Annotated in this window: 14 protein-coding genes; 6 read left to right on the forward strand and 8 right to left on the reverse strand. The window is 33.1% G+C overall.

What is annotated here, in order from left to right:
* Positions 1 to 12 precede the first annotated feature (12 nt).
* Both NYQ66_RS11055 and NYQ66_RS11060 read right to left on the reverse strand, forming a co-directional pair.
* Positions 13 to 1,641, reverse strand: a complete 1,629-nt coding sequence (locus NYQ66_RS11055) for a glycosyltransferase family protein (protein WP_259869451.1) — start codon at positions 1,639 to 1,641, stop codon at positions 13 to 15.
* Positions 1,642 to 1,666: 25 nt separating this feature from the next.
* The gene (locus NYQ66_RS11060; RefSeq protein WP_259869452.1) at positions 1,667 to 2,671 is read right to left on the reverse strand and encodes an SDR family NAD(P)-dependent oxidoreductase; all 1,005 of its coding nucleotides are present in this window, start codon (positions 2,669 to 2,671) and stop codon (positions 1,667 to 1,669) included.
* A 650-nt stretch (positions 2,672 to 3,321) separates the two neighbouring features.
* Here NYQ66_RS11060 and NYQ66_RS11065 point away from each other — a divergent pair.
* On the forward strand, positions 3,322 to 3,711 hold the full coding sequence (locus NYQ66_RS11065; protein ID WP_259869453.1) for a hypothetical protein: 390 nt from the start codon (positions 3,322 to 3,324) through the stop codon (positions 3,709 to 3,711).
* Positions 3,712 to 3,893: 182 nt separating this feature from the next.
* Here NYQ66_RS11065 and NYQ66_RS11070 read toward each other — a convergent pair whose 3' ends face one another.
* Together NYQ66_RS11070 and NYQ66_RS11075 are read right to left on the reverse strand one after the other, a co-directional pair.
* Complete coding sequence (locus NYQ66_RS11070; RefSeq protein WP_259869454.1) at positions 3,894 to 5,186, reverse strand: surface carbohydrate biosynthesis protein; 1,293 nt, start codon at positions 5,184 to 5,186, stop codon at positions 3,894 to 3,896.
* Between the two features lie 117 nt (positions 5,187 to 5,303).
* Positions 5,304 to 5,984, reverse strand: coding sequence for a BMQ_0737 family morphogenetic spore coat protein (locus tag NYQ66_RS11075; RefSeq protein ID WP_259869455.1), 681 nt, complete (start codon positions 5,982 to 5,984; stop codon positions 5,304 to 5,306).
* Positions 5,985 to 6,225: 241 nt separating this feature from the next.
* Between NYQ66_RS11075 and NYQ66_RS11080 the strand changes: the two genes are divergently transcribed.
* The 5 genes from NYQ66_RS11080 (at position 6,226) to NYQ66_RS11100 (ending at position 10,872) form a co-directional block, all read left to right on the forward strand.
* On the forward strand, positions 6,226 to 7,302 hold the full coding sequence (locus NYQ66_RS11080; RefSeq protein ID WP_259869456.1) for a hypothetical protein: 1,077 nt from the start codon (positions 6,226 to 6,228) through the stop codon (positions 7,300 to 7,302).
* Positions 7,295 to 7,708, forward strand: a complete 414-nt coding sequence (locus tag NYQ66_RS11085) for a Mov34/MPN/PAD-1 family protein (protein WP_259869457.1) — start codon at positions 7,295 to 7,297, stop codon at positions 7,706 to 7,708. Before NYQ66_RS11080 ends, NYQ66_RS11085 begins: the two co-directional genes overlap by 8 nt.
* 550 nt (positions 7,709 to 8,258) lie before the next feature.
* The gene (locus NYQ66_RS11090; RefSeq protein WP_259869459.1) at positions 8,259 to 8,894 is read left to right on the forward strand and encodes a hypothetical protein; all 636 of its coding nucleotides are present in this window, start codon (positions 8,259 to 8,261) and stop codon (positions 8,892 to 8,894) included.
* 265 nt (positions 8,895 to 9,159) lie between these two features.
* Positions 9,160 to 9,441, forward strand: a complete 282-nt coding sequence (locus NYQ66_RS11095) for a hypothetical protein (protein WP_259869460.1) — start codon at positions 9,160 to 9,162, stop codon at positions 9,439 to 9,441.
* A 561-nt stretch (positions 9,442 to 10,002) separates the two neighbouring features.
* Positions 10,003 to 10,872, forward strand: a complete 870-nt coding sequence (locus tag NYQ66_RS11100; RefSeq protein ID WP_259869461.1) for a peptidoglycan-binding protein — start codon at positions 10,003 to 10,005, stop codon at positions 10,870 to 10,872.
* Positions 10,873 to 11,079: 207 nt separating this feature from the next.
* On the opposite strand, the gene NYQ66_RS11105 is transcribed toward NYQ66_RS11100, so the two are convergent.
* The 4 genes from NYQ66_RS11105 to NYQ66_RS11120 are packed head-to-tail and all read right to left on the reverse strand — an operon-like array spanning position 11,080 to position 16,515.
* Positions 11,080 to 11,973: an ABC transporter ATP-binding protein gene (locus tag NYQ66_RS11105; protein WP_259869462.1), complete on the reverse strand. Its 894-nt coding sequence runs from the start codon at positions 11,971 to 11,973 to the stop codon at positions 11,080 to 11,082.
* A gap of 1 nt (position 11,974) precedes the next feature.
* Entirely contained in the window at positions 11,975 to 14,797 is a 2,823-nt protein-coding gene (locus NYQ66_RS11110) for an ABC transporter permease (protein ID WP_259869463.1), read from the reverse strand.
* Positions 14,798 to 14,807: 10 nt separating this feature from the next.
* Entirely contained in the window at positions 14,808 to 15,845 is a 1,038-nt protein-coding gene (locus NYQ66_RS11115) for an efflux RND transporter periplasmic adaptor subunit (protein ID WP_259869464.1), read from the reverse strand.
* Entirely contained in the window at positions 15,814 to 16,515 is a 702-nt protein-coding gene (locus NYQ66_RS11120; RefSeq protein WP_311202020.1) for an ABC transporter ATP-binding protein, read from the reverse strand. Before NYQ66_RS11120 ends, NYQ66_RS11115 begins: the two co-directional genes overlap by 32 nt.
* Positions 16,516 to 16,589 lie beyond the last annotated feature (74 nt).

Consider the following 16,589-nt stretch of genomic DNA (forward strand, 5'->3'; position numbering starts at 1 on the left):
TCTACCTCCTCTCTAGCTTGTTAATTTTTGAATTAGTTTTTGTAATCGATCTCCAGATTTATCAGTATCAGGATACGCATATTGCAGAAAGATTTTACGATTCTTTTTTGAATGTTTTTTAAATTTTGAATTGGTAAAATACTCTACAATATACCTTCCTAAGATTCTTGGCTCTTTTTGTAATAAACTCCCTAATCTTTGATAATAATCTGTATCTCCGATTACACCCTTATTTAAAATGAACACTTCTTTATTTGCTAACATCGCTTCTAAACCTACTGTAGATGAATACGCTACTACCAGATCAACGTGAGGAAATATATCATAAATATCCATTCTTTCAGTTGAATAAACATTTGAAAACTCTTTAGTTAATCTATGAGGCTGTTTGCTCGGATAATTTTTAATTAAAAAATTCACATTTAAATTATTTGAAATAGTTCTTATTAGTTGACGCCAACTGTTATTATCTGCATCCCCTCTAACAGCAATCAATATTGCTTTTCTCCTAGGATTAACACCTAATTTCTTAAGAAACTTAGCCCTCGATTTTCTAGAAGGCTTAAACACTTGGTCAAACCTTGGATGTCCTATAATTTCGATACCATTTCGTGGAGCACCCATCTTCTTATACCAATCGCGCTCAAAATTCCCATAGACAGCATCAATTGTTGCTATTTTAGGAAGATATCCCAGTTCACTTGAGATGATGCCATGTTGCATACAAATAGTAGGTATTCCTCGTTTTGCAGCAGCAATAGCTAGAATTCTGTTTATATAGCTATGTGTAGTAGATACAATAATACAGGAAACAGAAACCTTTTCTAGAAAACGCTCAGACATTTCTACATAATTAATTACTGTAGCTATCATATTTAAAAACCATTTTTGAAATTCATTCTTATCGTAAAAGAAGTGACCCTTGTAAGAATCAAACAGATCTATAGCTTTTTTTTGAACTTGATTTATTGATTCTTTTACATTCACTTCATAATTGCTTAAATAGTAGTTTGACATTTTTCTTTTTATATATTGAGTATTAATGTTGTTCTCTGTTCGTTTTTTTCTAAGGTTCTCCCAATTCATATTCCAGTTAACAACATCGAGTAAAGATTTCGCTCGTAATTTTTTGGGTTGTGATATGTTTTCTTTTAATGATTTTGCTCTATACTTTTGATATTTCTTTTCATCAGTTCTCATTCTGAAGTTGTTCCGAGTATATTTATCTATTTTATCTTTATTTTTGTAATAATATGGTGTTTGTTTTACTTTACCTAATTTGGTACCGAGTATAATTGTTTTAGATGGATTAAAATATTCCATTATAGAATTGTAAGGAATGCGCAATAATTTATCAGAATGTATTACAACCTTTCCATCTTTATTCGTTTGCAAGGGATTCTCGTGCAATTTAATAAAATGGTTAAATACTTCTTGAAACTCTTTCTGATTACTGATTTGATGTTTTAAATTTTTGGAGAAATCATCGCTTTTTAATTCATTTAACAGTTGGTCATCTTTTAAAATCAAACTAGGAAGATGACATAAATATGGTAATGATATCCCTTTATATTCTATTTCTTCGAAGTCTTCCAAGAAATCCATATATAAAGACCAATAATTTTTTATAAAGGTATCCATGTGTCTGCTCCTTCTATAACTCCACCTATATTAGAGAGGATTCTTTAAGCAATAAACGTAAACTCTGCACGTCTAAAGGCTTTTGTCCCTTAGAACTATAAGTGCCAGCACTTGCTTTTTTCATGTTTGGATAATGTTCTATTGATCTATCTTTAGCGGGAATGATGTACATATCAGGTAATTCCAGTGCCGTTTTAGATTCATCCACAGTCATTAATTCTTCATACATTTTTTCTCCTGACCTTAATCCAATAATTTTAACTTCTACCTCTTTTTTGTTCATACCATGCTTGTTGCAAACCTCCTCTATTAAAGTGTCTGCCAAGATTCCTAGTTTAATTACAGGCATTTTTAAAACAAAAACCTCACCACCCTTTGCTTCTTTCAAAGCCTTTAATGTCAATTCTGTTGCCTGATTTACAGACATCATAAATCGAGTCATAGACATATCAGTTATGAAAATCTTCTTATCTTCTAGTATCTGCTTGTTAAATAAGGGAATGACAGACCCCCTCGATCCCATAACATTTCCAAACCGAACGCTTGCAAAAATAGTTTTTTCGTCTGAATAATTAGATACCTTTGAGGAGATTAACCTTTCTGCTATTAGTTTCGTTGCACCATACGTATTAGTAGGTGCGATCGCTTTATCAGAACTAGTAAATATCACTTTTTTTACACGGTTTACTATTGCAGATTGAATGACATTATTTGTTCCTTGTATATTAGTTCTTACAGCCTCAAATGGATTATTTTCGCACGAATCAACGTGCTTCATTGCAGCTGTGTGTATAACATAATCAATGTCATTCATAGCATCGAATAAGCTATCATAATTACGAATATCTCCAATAATATAACGTATCGTTTTATGGTCACCTAATTCAATTTTACATTGCTGTTGTTTATATTCATCTCTACTAAATATTCTAATAGTATCGGGATTTTCTTTTAGAATATGTTTTACAATGTTTTTGCCAATCGTTCCGGTCCCTCCGATAACTAACACTTTCTTCCCTTCAAAAAACACGTTCATCCTCTCCTTCTTACTAGGCGTAGTAGTAAATAAGCGGTTTTAATACTTATGTATATTAAAAAGTTCTTTATTAGATAAAGACCACGGCCTATTAATCTCACCCATTTTATATTTTGGATAATAGACTATTAGACATTGTCCTATTATTTTCATCAGCAGAAATAAAAGTTACTAGGTATCCAGAAATAAAGGTCAATTAATAAAAGGTAAGATTTGATTAAATTCACATCCACTATCGATAACAGAGAAAATGAGTGCAAAATATGTTAAATCGTTTTGAAAATAATACAGCAAAAGACCTTTTCACAATGAATCAACGTGAAAAGGTCCTAATTTTAGTCTATTCTGTTAAACACTTATTGTTGTTTAATCTTTAATTGGTGGGTCAGCAAGGAATGTTCATCTCAACATCCCCACTTTCATCTGCTCCAATTTAGAAAATAAGGCAAGTGAATGATAAATTACAATTTAGAATAACTCTAGTACATACGCCTTTAAATAATCAAAAAACCACTTATTTGTCACGAAATAATCTAAAAGTAATAGAATAATATTGTGAAGTATTTAGCGATTAGTATAGATTTTATAGTCATACAATCAAATGGGAAATTTTATTAATTTGAAGTAAAGGAGTGTAATTTATAATGAATGAACAGGAGCTTCTTCATGAAGTCCAATTAATGACTGAGATTTTAAATCAACTTCATCAAGATGTAAATGAGATGAAAGAAGAAGTGGAAGATTTTCAAATTTCCGAATTGGTAACACAAGTAAATGAGTTAATAATGAAGATGGAAGATAATTTTAGCAGAATTAATAATGAGATCGATTTGCAAAGAAATGAATTAATCCAATTAAAAGAACAGATTAATACAAAGGATCAAGATCATAGCGTAAACCCAGCCACCTCTGAATTTAGAAGAATGCAAAGCATTCTACAAACTTCCCAAAATATTGAAACAAAAAAAGCACCTAGTACTAATGTAATTAATAGGAACACAGGGAAGAAATTCAAATCTAAAAAGCACAAATAGAAAATGCGAATGAAAAAACTGTTGTTTTCACAACTTTAATGGTCTTAGTAGTATAGATCATAGATGAAAGTACACTAAGGATTTATATCATTTTACACCTTGTTTTGGCATCAACTTTTTTAAACCCTCTATATAAGTCTACCTCTAACTAAATAGAGGGTTTATTTAATTAAAAGGGAATTTTAACTTCCTGAGCTACTTTGAACTTGATAAAGATTGTTTCCTATTCTATTAATTTCCATACTATTATGAACGCCTTCTATTTTATCTAATTTGTTATAAAGACTATGTATCTCCGTTTCTGTAAGATGAAAATTCCGTTTATATTTCTTCTTACTTACTTTTATTTCCGAGTTGCCAATGTTGCCTGTTGGAATGTCTTCATGCGTGATGTTTTGCAACTTTATCGTGTTACATAAATCTATGATGGACTCATACGAATAGTTATCTTTCGACCATTGAATATAAGAAAATAGCTCTCTCTCTGTATCCTCTACTTCATTCTCGTCAAAGTTATTTTCATTTATATTTGGCTGATCAAGTAAATGGCTCAAATAATTTTGAACGGATGTAATCGAGGTTGCCTTAACACCTAATGTATTCGGAAGGTTTGATTCAATTTTATTCGTAGTAATTGGAACATAAGAGATAACTGGCTTACCTAGCAAAAATGCTTCGATTCCAGAAGTACACCCATTGTGTATTATTACTCTGGAAGCTAATATCCACTTAATAATATTGCCTTCATGAATTACATGTACATTTTTATACTGAGATAAAGCCTTACGATATGAGGAGAAATCCTCACCGGGATGAGGTCGAACTATAAAGTTTAAGTCTGGAAATTTTTCGCATATATTCTTTATCATTTCTATAAAATAATAAAACAGTTTCTTTATATGCCTGAAATGAACATTCTCTTTCTTTCCATTGGCAGAATTATATTGAGAAAAACGAGTATTAATTAATACAAAATCGCCATGCAGTTGTTTAATATTTTCAGCATCATCATTATATATGTCTCTGAATTTAGGTTTCAACAAATCAAATCTAGGATTTCCAACTACATGACACTTCTCTCGATATTCTGGATATGCATCAATAATTATATCTTTTTGATTTCCCCCCCAACAGTATTCATGCGTCACGAGTTGTAGCATGTCTTTTTTCATTCTATCCCTAAGGTATCTTTTTCTATTCATAATTAAGCCTTCTTCATCTAATTCTACTACCGTATGACCATTGTTTATCGCACTCGTTATTACCCTTTTTCTAAAACCGTGTGGATAACCTTTGGAAAAGAAAATTCCCTGTTTAAATTTTCCCGTTGCTATTTCAACCATCTCATGATCACCTATTACTACAAGAAAACCATTTTTAGCTGCATAATATGCAAGCAATAATTTCGCATCCAACTCTCTCACTTTCACTTCTACTGGCAAATAAATAATTCCCTTTTTCATTACATTATGCAATGTTTTCCAACCCTTCTATGTATATATAACTAATCGTGATAAACAAAAAATTAAGAGAGGAAATTCTGCGAATTCCTCTCTTAATTACTATGCAATGCATTTACCCCTTATTACCTATCAACCGTTATTTCCGTTTTCATTGTTTGGAAAAACAATTGGACATTGTGGTGGTATTGTAGGAGTTGGGCATGGAGGTATTGGTAAGATATCCCTTGGTTGACAAAAATCAGCTGTAATTTCAAGTGTCACATCATAAGTTGACTGAATGCTCTGACACAATCGCACTGATACTGTTACATCAATTTCATCAACATCTGTTGTCGTTCCTGCATCACAAGTTGCTGTACAAACAAAGCAATCTAAATCAGTAAATGTTACATTGATATCAGTACCTTCTGGAGCACAAAGAATTGCCTGTTCACAGCGGGTAAAGTCTGCAGTTCCAACTTCAACAGTAGCTCCACCAAGCTCTGGTATTAAATCAACAAAAACGGTTACTTCAAAGTTTTTTCTGATATTTACTAGCTGCAATGTTACTTCTGCTCCATCAACTACAAATTGTTGATCTACTCGGTCAACGATAACAATAGGATCAACTTCAGCAGGGCTAACCGTACATGACACGCTATTTATATCAATATCATCACATTCTAATTGATCACCTGTAATTGGGTTTAAAGGTAAATCTAAGTCCGACAAGCTTAAATCAAAATTTGCTTCATTGAGAATCCAGTCATATACTTTTTCTGTATTAATACAGAGTAACTCCTGCCCTCCATTTAAATTTCCTAATTGCATAAATAAAGCACCTCCAATATTATTAGTTACACTTATACCTTATGAAATTGTGTAACGAAATGTTTGGGGAAAATGCTTAGTTATCATAATAATTAAAAAGTTGTGCGAATATCCATATTACAATAGTTCTTCTTACAAAGAAGATTATATTCAAATTCACAAATTTTGATTATAGATATTCTGGTGTAACAATCTGTTGATTCATCAATAGTATATTAATATGAAGAAAAGGGTGAGTTGTTTGTATCAATATAAATTATATAATTCAAACGACATTGAGAATTTACTAGCTGATTTGGAACTTTACAAGCAAACTTTAGACTCATTAGAAACAAATAACCCCTCAGCGGAATTACTACTAACCAAAAGAGAATTATCACAATTAAAAGTTAGATTCTCTAATATAAAAGGGGACATGAAAACGATGAAAGAAAACTATCAAGAAAAGATAAATGGTTATGAAAAGGAAAAACAAGATATTTTTAGTCAAATTAAAATGATTAATAATACCTTAAATATTTTAAGACAAGATGTTTCTATGATTAATGGTGAATTAGAGAAAATACGAATTGAAGAGCTCCAGAAAACCCTTAAAATAAGCCTCCATAAATTGGATACACATTTAGATAGAATTATAGATGAGCTTGATTTAAAGAAGAATGAAATAATTCAATTAAAAGAGAATCTAGTTTCGAAACCAACTATAAAAAAAGATTCTCCAAAGATTTCTGAATTCAGACAAATACAAAACTTGTTTAACACAATAAATGACTATAATAATCAATTAGATAACTATCCTCAAAACAATTCAAATCGTAAAAAAGCCAATCATCCGTTTTATGCAAAGCAGAATACGCCTAGAAATAACTCATTTCAGCACAAGCAGCACACAAACTCATTTAATATTAACAAGGAATCTTCTGCGATTCCACTTGAACATCATAAAAACATTATCACTCGTACCACGACAACAAAAAGAAAAAACAAACAAAACGATGAAAAGAAAGTCGAAGAGAGCATTAACTCAAGAACTAATTTGGAGAAGAACCTCCCTACAGAAGTAAAAGATTACAATAGCACTAACGATACCGTTCAAGATAAAGAATCCAATATTAACCAAACTCATAAAAACGTTAGCGCAGATCAAACATCTAAAAAGTCTGAGGAATCTACCGAAGGAGAAAAAGCACTAAATTCATCAAGTCAAGAAGATGAAATAAAAAAAGATGACAATTTAAATAATAAATCTAATAATAAAATTGAACTAACCCCATTCTTCTCATTTTTCAAAAAAAGGAAAGAAAATAATAATGAGTGATAAAGACATAATCATTCCACAAAGTATTTACAGTGAATTAATTGAGAAAAACCGTGATCTATTACCTTTTGAAGGATGTGGTATTTTATCAGGAAGTAATAGGTATGTAAAGACGGCTTGGTATTTGGACAATGAATTAAGATCTCCAAATCGTTTCTTTGTTAATAAGCAAATAGTTGAGGATACGGTAATGAAAATTCAAGAAAAACAAGAAGATATATTAGCTGTTTATCATACCCATCCAAATACTTCTGCTATTCCTTCTAGTTTGGACCTGAAGAACCACATAGATAACGAAATCGACATGGTAATCATTTCCTTTAAGTATAAAGAACCGATTTTAAAATGGTATAGCATTCATGGTGTAAAGTATGCAGAACGCCTTTTTTTAATAGATAAATTATAATAGACCAGTCATTATCTACATCTAAATACTATTATATAACATATTTTAAAAAGGAGTTGATTAATTATGAAGGCAAAAATAATAACACGAAAGGCGGACAACACCTTACGTCGATCTAAAAAATCGGTTAAGCTTAGTACCTCCTCAACAAAAAAAAGTGGATGTTGTATGAAGTCAATATAGTGTATGTTAATAAAGCTATCCATAGAAACTTACGTTTTATGGATAGCTTTTTTTATCATAAGATACGCATAATATGGAATCATCGTTTTTGAATATTCTCCACTCACTCTTGACAACCTCGATTAAATAATGGAACACATATGGAAGTCGATCTGATAACAGTAGATTAACTATGTATTTGTTTTTCGTTCAATACATATTTCCGATTGTATAATGAAATAAAACAACAAAATTACATATAAACTACAGAAGTTAGCTTTTCTCGGTCTAAAGATTGATCATACTGTTCTGAAATTAAATAAACAACTAAAGTTGTCAAATAGCCCTTGACTCATTCTTTTTGTGCTCAGTTCAGGGATGCTTAGTAATGGTTTTACACCACGATAATAATCATATTTTCACATATAATTGCATACTCATTAGAAGGAATAAATTTAAAATTTTCTTTTTTGGAGGTGGAAATGTGAATACCCATGCTGAATTACGAGAAAAGTTATTAGAATTAAATAATCAAACTACAAATTTCATAAGCGAATTAAAACAACAATTAGTAACAGACGTTCCTTCTTTATCCTTATTAAGTTATTTTACACATTCTATAAATCTTACAGGCAAAGAACATGAAGAAAGTTTTTTGATCGGAGGCTTTCACATAAAAAATTTAAGTCCAAATACATTTAAAAATATATATATTTGTTTAAAAATTGATACAGAAAATCAATACCACTTTTCTGGAAAGTTCCGTAACATGTCATCTTCAAATAATAATGAAATGCCAGTTACATGGATCAGATTTGATAACAGTAATGATGAAAAGGAAATTTGGTTTAAACTTGCCGATAATAAACAACTAGATCCTTATGAATCAATCTCTTTTTCCGATATGCAAGTCACCTGGGGTAATGACGAAGCCTTTACATGTTCTATTGTGGGTTTTGTATATACGGAAAGAGAAGTAGATGGAATTACATCATTGAATTCAATCAATCTATCGATCAATTAGGATGTGATGTGAAAAACGCAAGATATTACAAGGATCCTCAGGAAGACATTGCTAGATCAACATTTTTAAGCCTTCATTGGCATAACACCTTTTACTTCCACCTTTTCACAAGTATAGTTTGCAACAGCAAATTATAAGTGATTCCATAGCAGCTGCCCTCCTTTCATCCAAAATTTCGGGGTTGATCTATCCCACAAATAGTGCGTTAAAAACGATTAGTACTGTGGCATTATCAGGTATTAAATAAATTATAGGGAGGAAAATAATGATTGATGATAAATTATGGCCGTTAATAGATAAAGTTGTAGGTGACTACATTCCTTACGTCGAGGAAAACTCTAATAGTTCAGTTTCTCTAGATGTATCGATTTTATCTCTTCTTATTAAATTAAGAACACAAAATCTAATAGTAACAAATGGCGAAAACGCAGGTAGCCAATATAACCAGTTATATGATGAAGTCTTCGTGGAAATTGATCAAGCAATTGAAAATAACCGTATACAGTTTGATGAAATACTTGAATCATTTAAAAAGACAGGGCAATAGGCTCTGTCTTTTTTCTTCATAAAATGATCCATCCTTCATAATTACTAATTAAAGATAAAACGATGGCATTTTCTCTTTGTAAAGGGAGTTTAAGAATAAATATTAGTGTTTAACAAAAGCTGAATTTAATCTAAATCAGCCAGTGAACATTACATAATTATGATAAGCTCTTAAACCCTTCGATAAATATGTTAAGATTTCACTTCTTAAATGTATTATCCTACTACATATACTGTGTGACCACGCCTCTTTTTTTTATTATTGGTAAAATTTTCACATCGTCAAAGGACTTCTTAGCAAAATTAATTATACATTCCTAACGCAGAACAATAATCTCACCTCTCCTCCATCTGCCCAAGCTAATTTAAAATCAGGCGTAAACAATAATATAAGTGCCTTTCCAATAGCTATATTCATTCATAAGATAACAATATGAATAGGGGAAATTTAATCTTTCTAAAGTTGCAACTTTTCTACTATTTTAAAATTATAGTAATCCCTATTAGCATCTGTTGTCTTTGTAGAATTTATAAATAGTTAACTTAAGGAGGTTTCTGAAACATGAAAAATTTTAGAGGTTACCAAGTTACCAGAGAATATGGTCCAATTCCAGGTAGCAATAAGTTTCATACTGGAATCGATTTAGTCAAAAGTCACAAAGCCCCGATTCAAGCTTTTACAAGTGGAGAAGTTTTATATGCAGGTGAAGGGAAAGACGGAACTGGTTTTGGTGGGTACGGAAACGTTGTACTTTTAGTAGATAAAAATAATAGAGGACAGCTTTACGCTCATTTGGATAGTGTAAAAGTAACTAAAGGTCAACATGTAAAACCAGAATCAATTGTTGGATATCAAGGTGAAACTGGGTACACTACCGGCTCGCACCTTCACTTTGAAGTTAGAAAGGTCGCTGAGTCATCCCCACCTTACGGTTGGAGAGCAGATCGCGAAAATAATTGTTTAAATCCAACAAAATACCTTCAAAACTATAACAGTGGTGATCAAAATAAAAAATTAACACTAAGAAATGGTAATGTTGGAGAAGAAGTTGAGAAGATTCAACAAAAATTAGTATCTCTTGGTTACTCGTTACCAAAGTATGGTATTGATGGACGTTTTGGTGATGAGACAGAAGCTGCCGTGAGAATTTTTCAATCTGATCAAAATATAACAGTTGATGGAATTGTAGGACCTGTTACACACGAAAGTTTGGATAAAGCAATTGCTGATCAAACAATTCCTTATCCCGGATCGACATTTAGTCGTGGAAGCACCGGTGAAAATGTTAGGCGGATTCAGCGAATCGTAAACACACGTGTGGATGGAATCTATGGTCCCAAGACGGAAACAGCCGTTAAAAAGTTTCAAAGCAATCATAATTTACTGGTAGATGGAATTGTAGGACCAAATACTTGGAAGGTATTGTTTTAGCGTATATGTATTTTATATAGTTTCCGTATATATTTAACCGAGCATTGACCACAATCCAAACACCTATTGCAAATTAAGGGTCGTCTTTAGGGTGTTGAACTTCAACAAAGGATAAGTAATTGCAAGATAACAATAGGTAGTTACTGAATAAAAAGTGGTAAGAAGCTTAAAATCCATAGATTAAGCTTCTTAAACAAACTCACTATATTACTTTATGTCATTTTTCGGGTTTACTAATACAATCCTTCCACTTTCTAATGTAATCTTCACCCTATTGGACTTCTCCATACCTATAGAGGTAAGATATTCTCTTGGCACTTGAACTCGACCAGCGCTATCTAAAACAGCATACTCGTCATGTGTTTCCTGATTGTTATTTCCATTCGATACATCTTCTTGATTGAATGTTGCTTCAGGATACGATCGTTTAATTATTTCACTAGACGTCTTTCCATCTCTAATTGCAACAATTCGATCCATTTTTTTAGTCAATTCTAAGTCATGCGTAACAATAACGATCGTTACACCCAACTTTTGATTAAGGTCGCGAAAAACTTCTAAGATCATATCAGCAGTCTTTGTATCGACACTTCCTGTTGGCTCATCTGCTAATATTAATTTAGGTTCATTCGCTAACGAAATTGCAATAGCTACACGTTGTTGTTCACCACCAGATAACATACTCAATTTACTATTCATTCGATGTTTTAATCCGACCATTTCTAACAACTGGATTGCTCGCTCACGTTTAGTTCTTCCTTTTAATAACATGGGCAACTCCACATTTTCAACAGCAGTTAAATAAGGTATTAAATTTCTAGCGTTATTTTGCCAGATGAAGCCAACTGTATCGCGTTTATACGTAATTAAATCTTTATCTGAGAGTTTTAATAAATCGACGCCATTAATAATTAGCTTACCTGCTGTCGGTCGATCCAGACCACCTAGCATATTCAATAAAGTAGACTTACCACTACCACTGTTACCAATAATGGCCATCATTTCACCATCATCCACTTGTAAGTCTAACCCCTGTAGAGCCATTACTTCATGGTCTTCATCAATTTTATATATTTTCATTAAATTTTCACAAGAAATCATTCTAATCATCACCTAACTTTATCGCTTGGTGTATTTTAATTTTCCTTAATAAAACAGTTAACACAGCTAAACCAATAACTAACATAAAAGAAACAAAGATATATATCTTCCATTCATCACTGGCGTCAAAAATCACTTCAAATGGCGGGACCACCTTTTCCGGTGGAAAGGTTAGTTGGAATAAAGGAACAAAAAGAAAACTAGTAAGTCCACCAATGAGAACACCGAGGATGCATGCTAAACCTGAAGTTAGTATTTGTTCCCAAAATAAAATTCCAAAAAGGCTATAGAGCGGCATGCCCATTGCTCGATAGATCCCGTATTGTAGTGTTCTAGATTTAATCGTTAGCACCCAATACAACAAGAAACCAATGAACGTAATGCCGATCGATATTATAAATCCTAATGTCATCGTTCCATTCAGGCCTAACAAAAACGCATCATTTTTTAATTCTGTTAGTTTTGGTTGTACATCATCCATGCCAATAATCGGTAAACCTACTTGTCGCATTTCACTATACAATGTTGATCTTGTATTATTTGAACTAGCATTTATCCACACTTGATAAGGTTCTAGTCCCATTGTATTTTGTACGTAAGGAAGATTGGCAACAATGAGTGAAGGATCATTACTATTTTGCAAAGTTTCTATCGGATTAAAAGATGGCCAGTAGTCAATTACACCATAGATAACAAAGTCAGCCTGCTCGGATCCTTCCCATGCTAAAGAAAGATAATCCCCCTCTTTTACGCCTAAAGATGTTGCAACTGAAGATGAAATTAATACAGCACTCGGCTCAGCTGCAAGTAAGTTCAGGTAAGCATGCCAGTGATGAGGTAACAAATCTGATTTAAACCAGGCTGTTTCTCCAAATTGTTTCGGTTCGATTGCCATTAATTGCGTTGAGAAAAGTTGTTGCCCTTTTCCTTCTACTTTTATCGGTTCTTTTAAAAATACCTTTGTTGCTTGCTCAATTCCGTTTACATCCAAAAATGGCTCAAAAGGTGGTTCGGTGTACACCGCTTTACTAATGGGTGGTTCTTCAGAATCAGATGATGTCTCATTACTTAATGGCGATATAGCAATATCACTACTTTCCCATTTTACATCTGCTCTTATATTCGCTCCATTGTCGTATCTTATCTGTTCTTCCAGATTACTATTAATCGTCCTAGCCGCACTAGCGCTAAATACACCTAAACCAATCGTCATGATTAAAAATAACATAAAGTATTGATATTGCTTACCTGACCGACTAACTTGTAACAACGTACCATATAGAGAAAGTGACCAGAATCTTTCCCCGATTTTAAAGATAAGTTTCAATAGAAGTGGATACGTTCGTAATAAAAATAATCCCATGCCAATTAAGAAAATTGCAGGTAAGAAAAACAACATAGGATCCATATAGAGGTTACCATCTACCGATTGCAACTGGGTCTGCTTTGTTTGAAAAGAATAATACCCATATAAAGCAACACCAATAAAAGTTAGATCAAACAAAATGGAATACCATTTATATTGTTTAATTGATTGCGCGAGGTTTTGTTTTTGATGCACAATACTTTTATTTGATGCAAAATAGATAGGTAACATGATCATGATAATGGAAGCACCAAGGGCAACTAGACCGTAAAGATAAGCATCAAAAGATATCTCCACTGGAAGTGTTGTTCTTTGAACAAATTGTAAAAAGCCATTTGTCGCACCTAGAATCTGACAAAACAATAACCCTATATAAGGTCCAATAAGAAGAGCTATTGTACCTAATATGACAACCTCAATTAAGTAAATGAAAGATATTTGGAATCTGTTTGCACCACGACTTGCGAATACAGCAATTTCATTCCGTTGCCGATCGATAATCAGACGTGAAACCATAAAAAGGTAAATAGCTAACATGACAAGTATGGGTGCATTTAAAGACCATAACATGACCGTAAGTTGTTGGCTTCGTTGCTCATATTGTTGTAAAACATCTTGTATGCCAAAATCGGTAATAAGAATGGTTTCCATCATTCCACTAATCTTCGCATTTACTTTTCGTTCTAGGTTAAGGAGAACCGGAATTTGTTCCTGCTTTATCGTAGTATAATCGAAGGCAGTAACAAATTTTCCTGTTTCTAATAAAGCTTCATTTTCATTGATTAAGTCATTTCGAAAACTCTGTTCAGGTATGATGAAATCTTTATTATATGTATCAGGAGGTAATGACCAATACGGATCACTTCCACTTTTAACAATGAATGTTCCTACTGGTTTGATCGAAAAGGAATTGTTTCCATTCGTGACCGTAAACGTTGTCCCAATGACCATTTCCCTTTCAAGTAAAGCTTCTTCTGGCACGATTGCCTCATAGACTTTTTCATTATCTGTATCTTCAGGCAACCTCCCATCCGTGATTTCAATGTGATTTTCTATATTAGAAAATGCCATAATCCTTCCACTTACTTGTGTTGTGTTGTCTTCTTGTAGTGATATCGGAAGCGGAGCAGTACTCAGAATTCTTGAATCACTAACTGTAGGAATAGTCGTACTCTTTACTAACTCTCCATGGAAGTCTTCAAGTGTTTGAAGCGTATTCGCACGGTTAATTCCATCATCTTTAGAAAAATTAACAGAATAAGAAAATGTAGCGGGATATTTCCCTTCTTCTTGCTGATAGCTTTCAAGATCTTTTACAAGTAACTTATGAATGACCGACGAAGTATAAGTTGGTATAGTAGAAACTAGAGACACAGTAATGAGCAGCCCGAGGAATAAGCTCGCTGTCAACCAACGATTATTTATCATTTTTCTAAGTATTATTTTTAAAATTGCCATGGCTATCCCCCTACTTCAGAATGACTTGGTCGCCCTCACTTAAACCAGTTATTACTTCAACTTTTGTATCTGAAATTATTCCCGGTTCAATATCTTTCTCACGTTTTGTTTGATCTACTAATACTTGTACATAGTTTCTTCCATATCCAGTACGAAGTGCATTCTTCGGAATATACAACGCTTGATCCTTTTTAGAGGTGATAATTTCTACCTGTGCAACCATACCTATATCAAACGTATCATCTGATTCTATAGTACGAATAAGAATACTACGCTTATAAAGATCAGGGTCTTGTGATAAAACATCATCTGGGACATTCTCAGGTGTTTGAACAACCTCTCCTTCTAGATTATCTCCTTCAAGGGTGACGCTAACAGGCATCCCAACTTTAACATCATCTAAATCGTTTGCAGCCATTGCAGTATAAATTAACTGTACATTTGATGTATCCGCTACTTCAACAATGGGTTGAAATGCTTCTATATAGTCGCCTGATTTCAAATCAGCACTGTATGTTATTAAGCCATCTATAGGGGAGGTAATCTGAGCATTAGCTAGCTGATCCCTGTATTGATTTAGACGTAAAGTCAGTCCTTCTACATCCAACTTGGCAATCTCAATTGCATACTGATCGGCCCCTTGTGCGCGTAACTGTTGTAAACGCAACTCCGCCTTTTGGTGTTCTATTTCCATTTGATCTATTTCATAGGATAGGTCTCCAGTGTCGACCTCAGCTAAGACCTGTCCTTTTTCAACCTGATCACCTTCTATTACAAAGATCTGTTCTAGTCTTCCACCGGATTGTTTATAAAATAGACTTTCTGAATTAGCTGGTATAACATTTGCTGTCCCTGATACTCGTTTTACTACTTCACCGAGAGTGACTTCAGCAATTTCATATTCAATTTCTGCAGGTTCAACTAAAGGCGGAGCAAGTGTTTCTTCCTCTTTTGGTAATAAGGAACAACCGGTTAACAGAAATACCAATACAAAACTATTAACCATAGTTACATAGTTATACCTCTTTTTCCATTTGATCTTCAACAATGTATCCATCCTCCAATGTGTACACATGATCTAATATGTTTAATATACCTGGGTCATGTGTTGTCATAATAATCGTTGTCTTATGTTGGTTTGTAATTTCTTGAAATGTACGTATGATGTGGTAGGCCATGTTGGAATCTAATTCAGCAGTTGGTTCATCTGCTAATATTAATGAGGGGGTTGGTGCAATAGCTCGAGCAATTGCAACTCTTTGTTGTTCTCCACCTGATAGTTCAAATGGACGGTGTGTTACTCTTTTCGTTAATTGTACAAACTCTATAGCATCCTGGATTCGTTCCTTCCATTCTTCTTTTGGGATGCCAGCAATCCGTAGACCAAAGGCTACGTTTTCTTCTACAGTCATCAATGGAACTAGCCCAAATGATTGAAAGATAAAACCAATTTGCTTTCTTCTGATCTCTGCAGATTGTTTTTCCGATAATGTATGGATCGGTTCATTCCTGAAAAAAATCTCACCTTTTGATGGAACGTCTAGGCCACCAATCAAGTTTAGTAAAGTTGTTTTACCTGAACCTGATCTTCCTCGTAAAGCTGTTAAGCTATGCGAAGGAACAGTCATGTTAATATTATGTAAGACGTCTACTTTTTTGTTTCCTTTTCCAAACGATTTTTCAACCTGGTGTAAAGATAATAGTGGTTCCAGCGCTATTCACTCCTCTCAAAGATATCTTCTCTAACACGCGTTAGTTAGCGCTTGCATTTTTTCAATGAAATGTTCAAAAG

It is taken from the genome of Aquibacillus koreensis (assembly GCF_025154055.1).
GTDB classification, from domain to species: domain Bacteria; phylum Bacillota; class Bacilli; order Bacillales; family Amphibacillaceae; genus Aquibacillus_C; species Aquibacillus_C koreensis.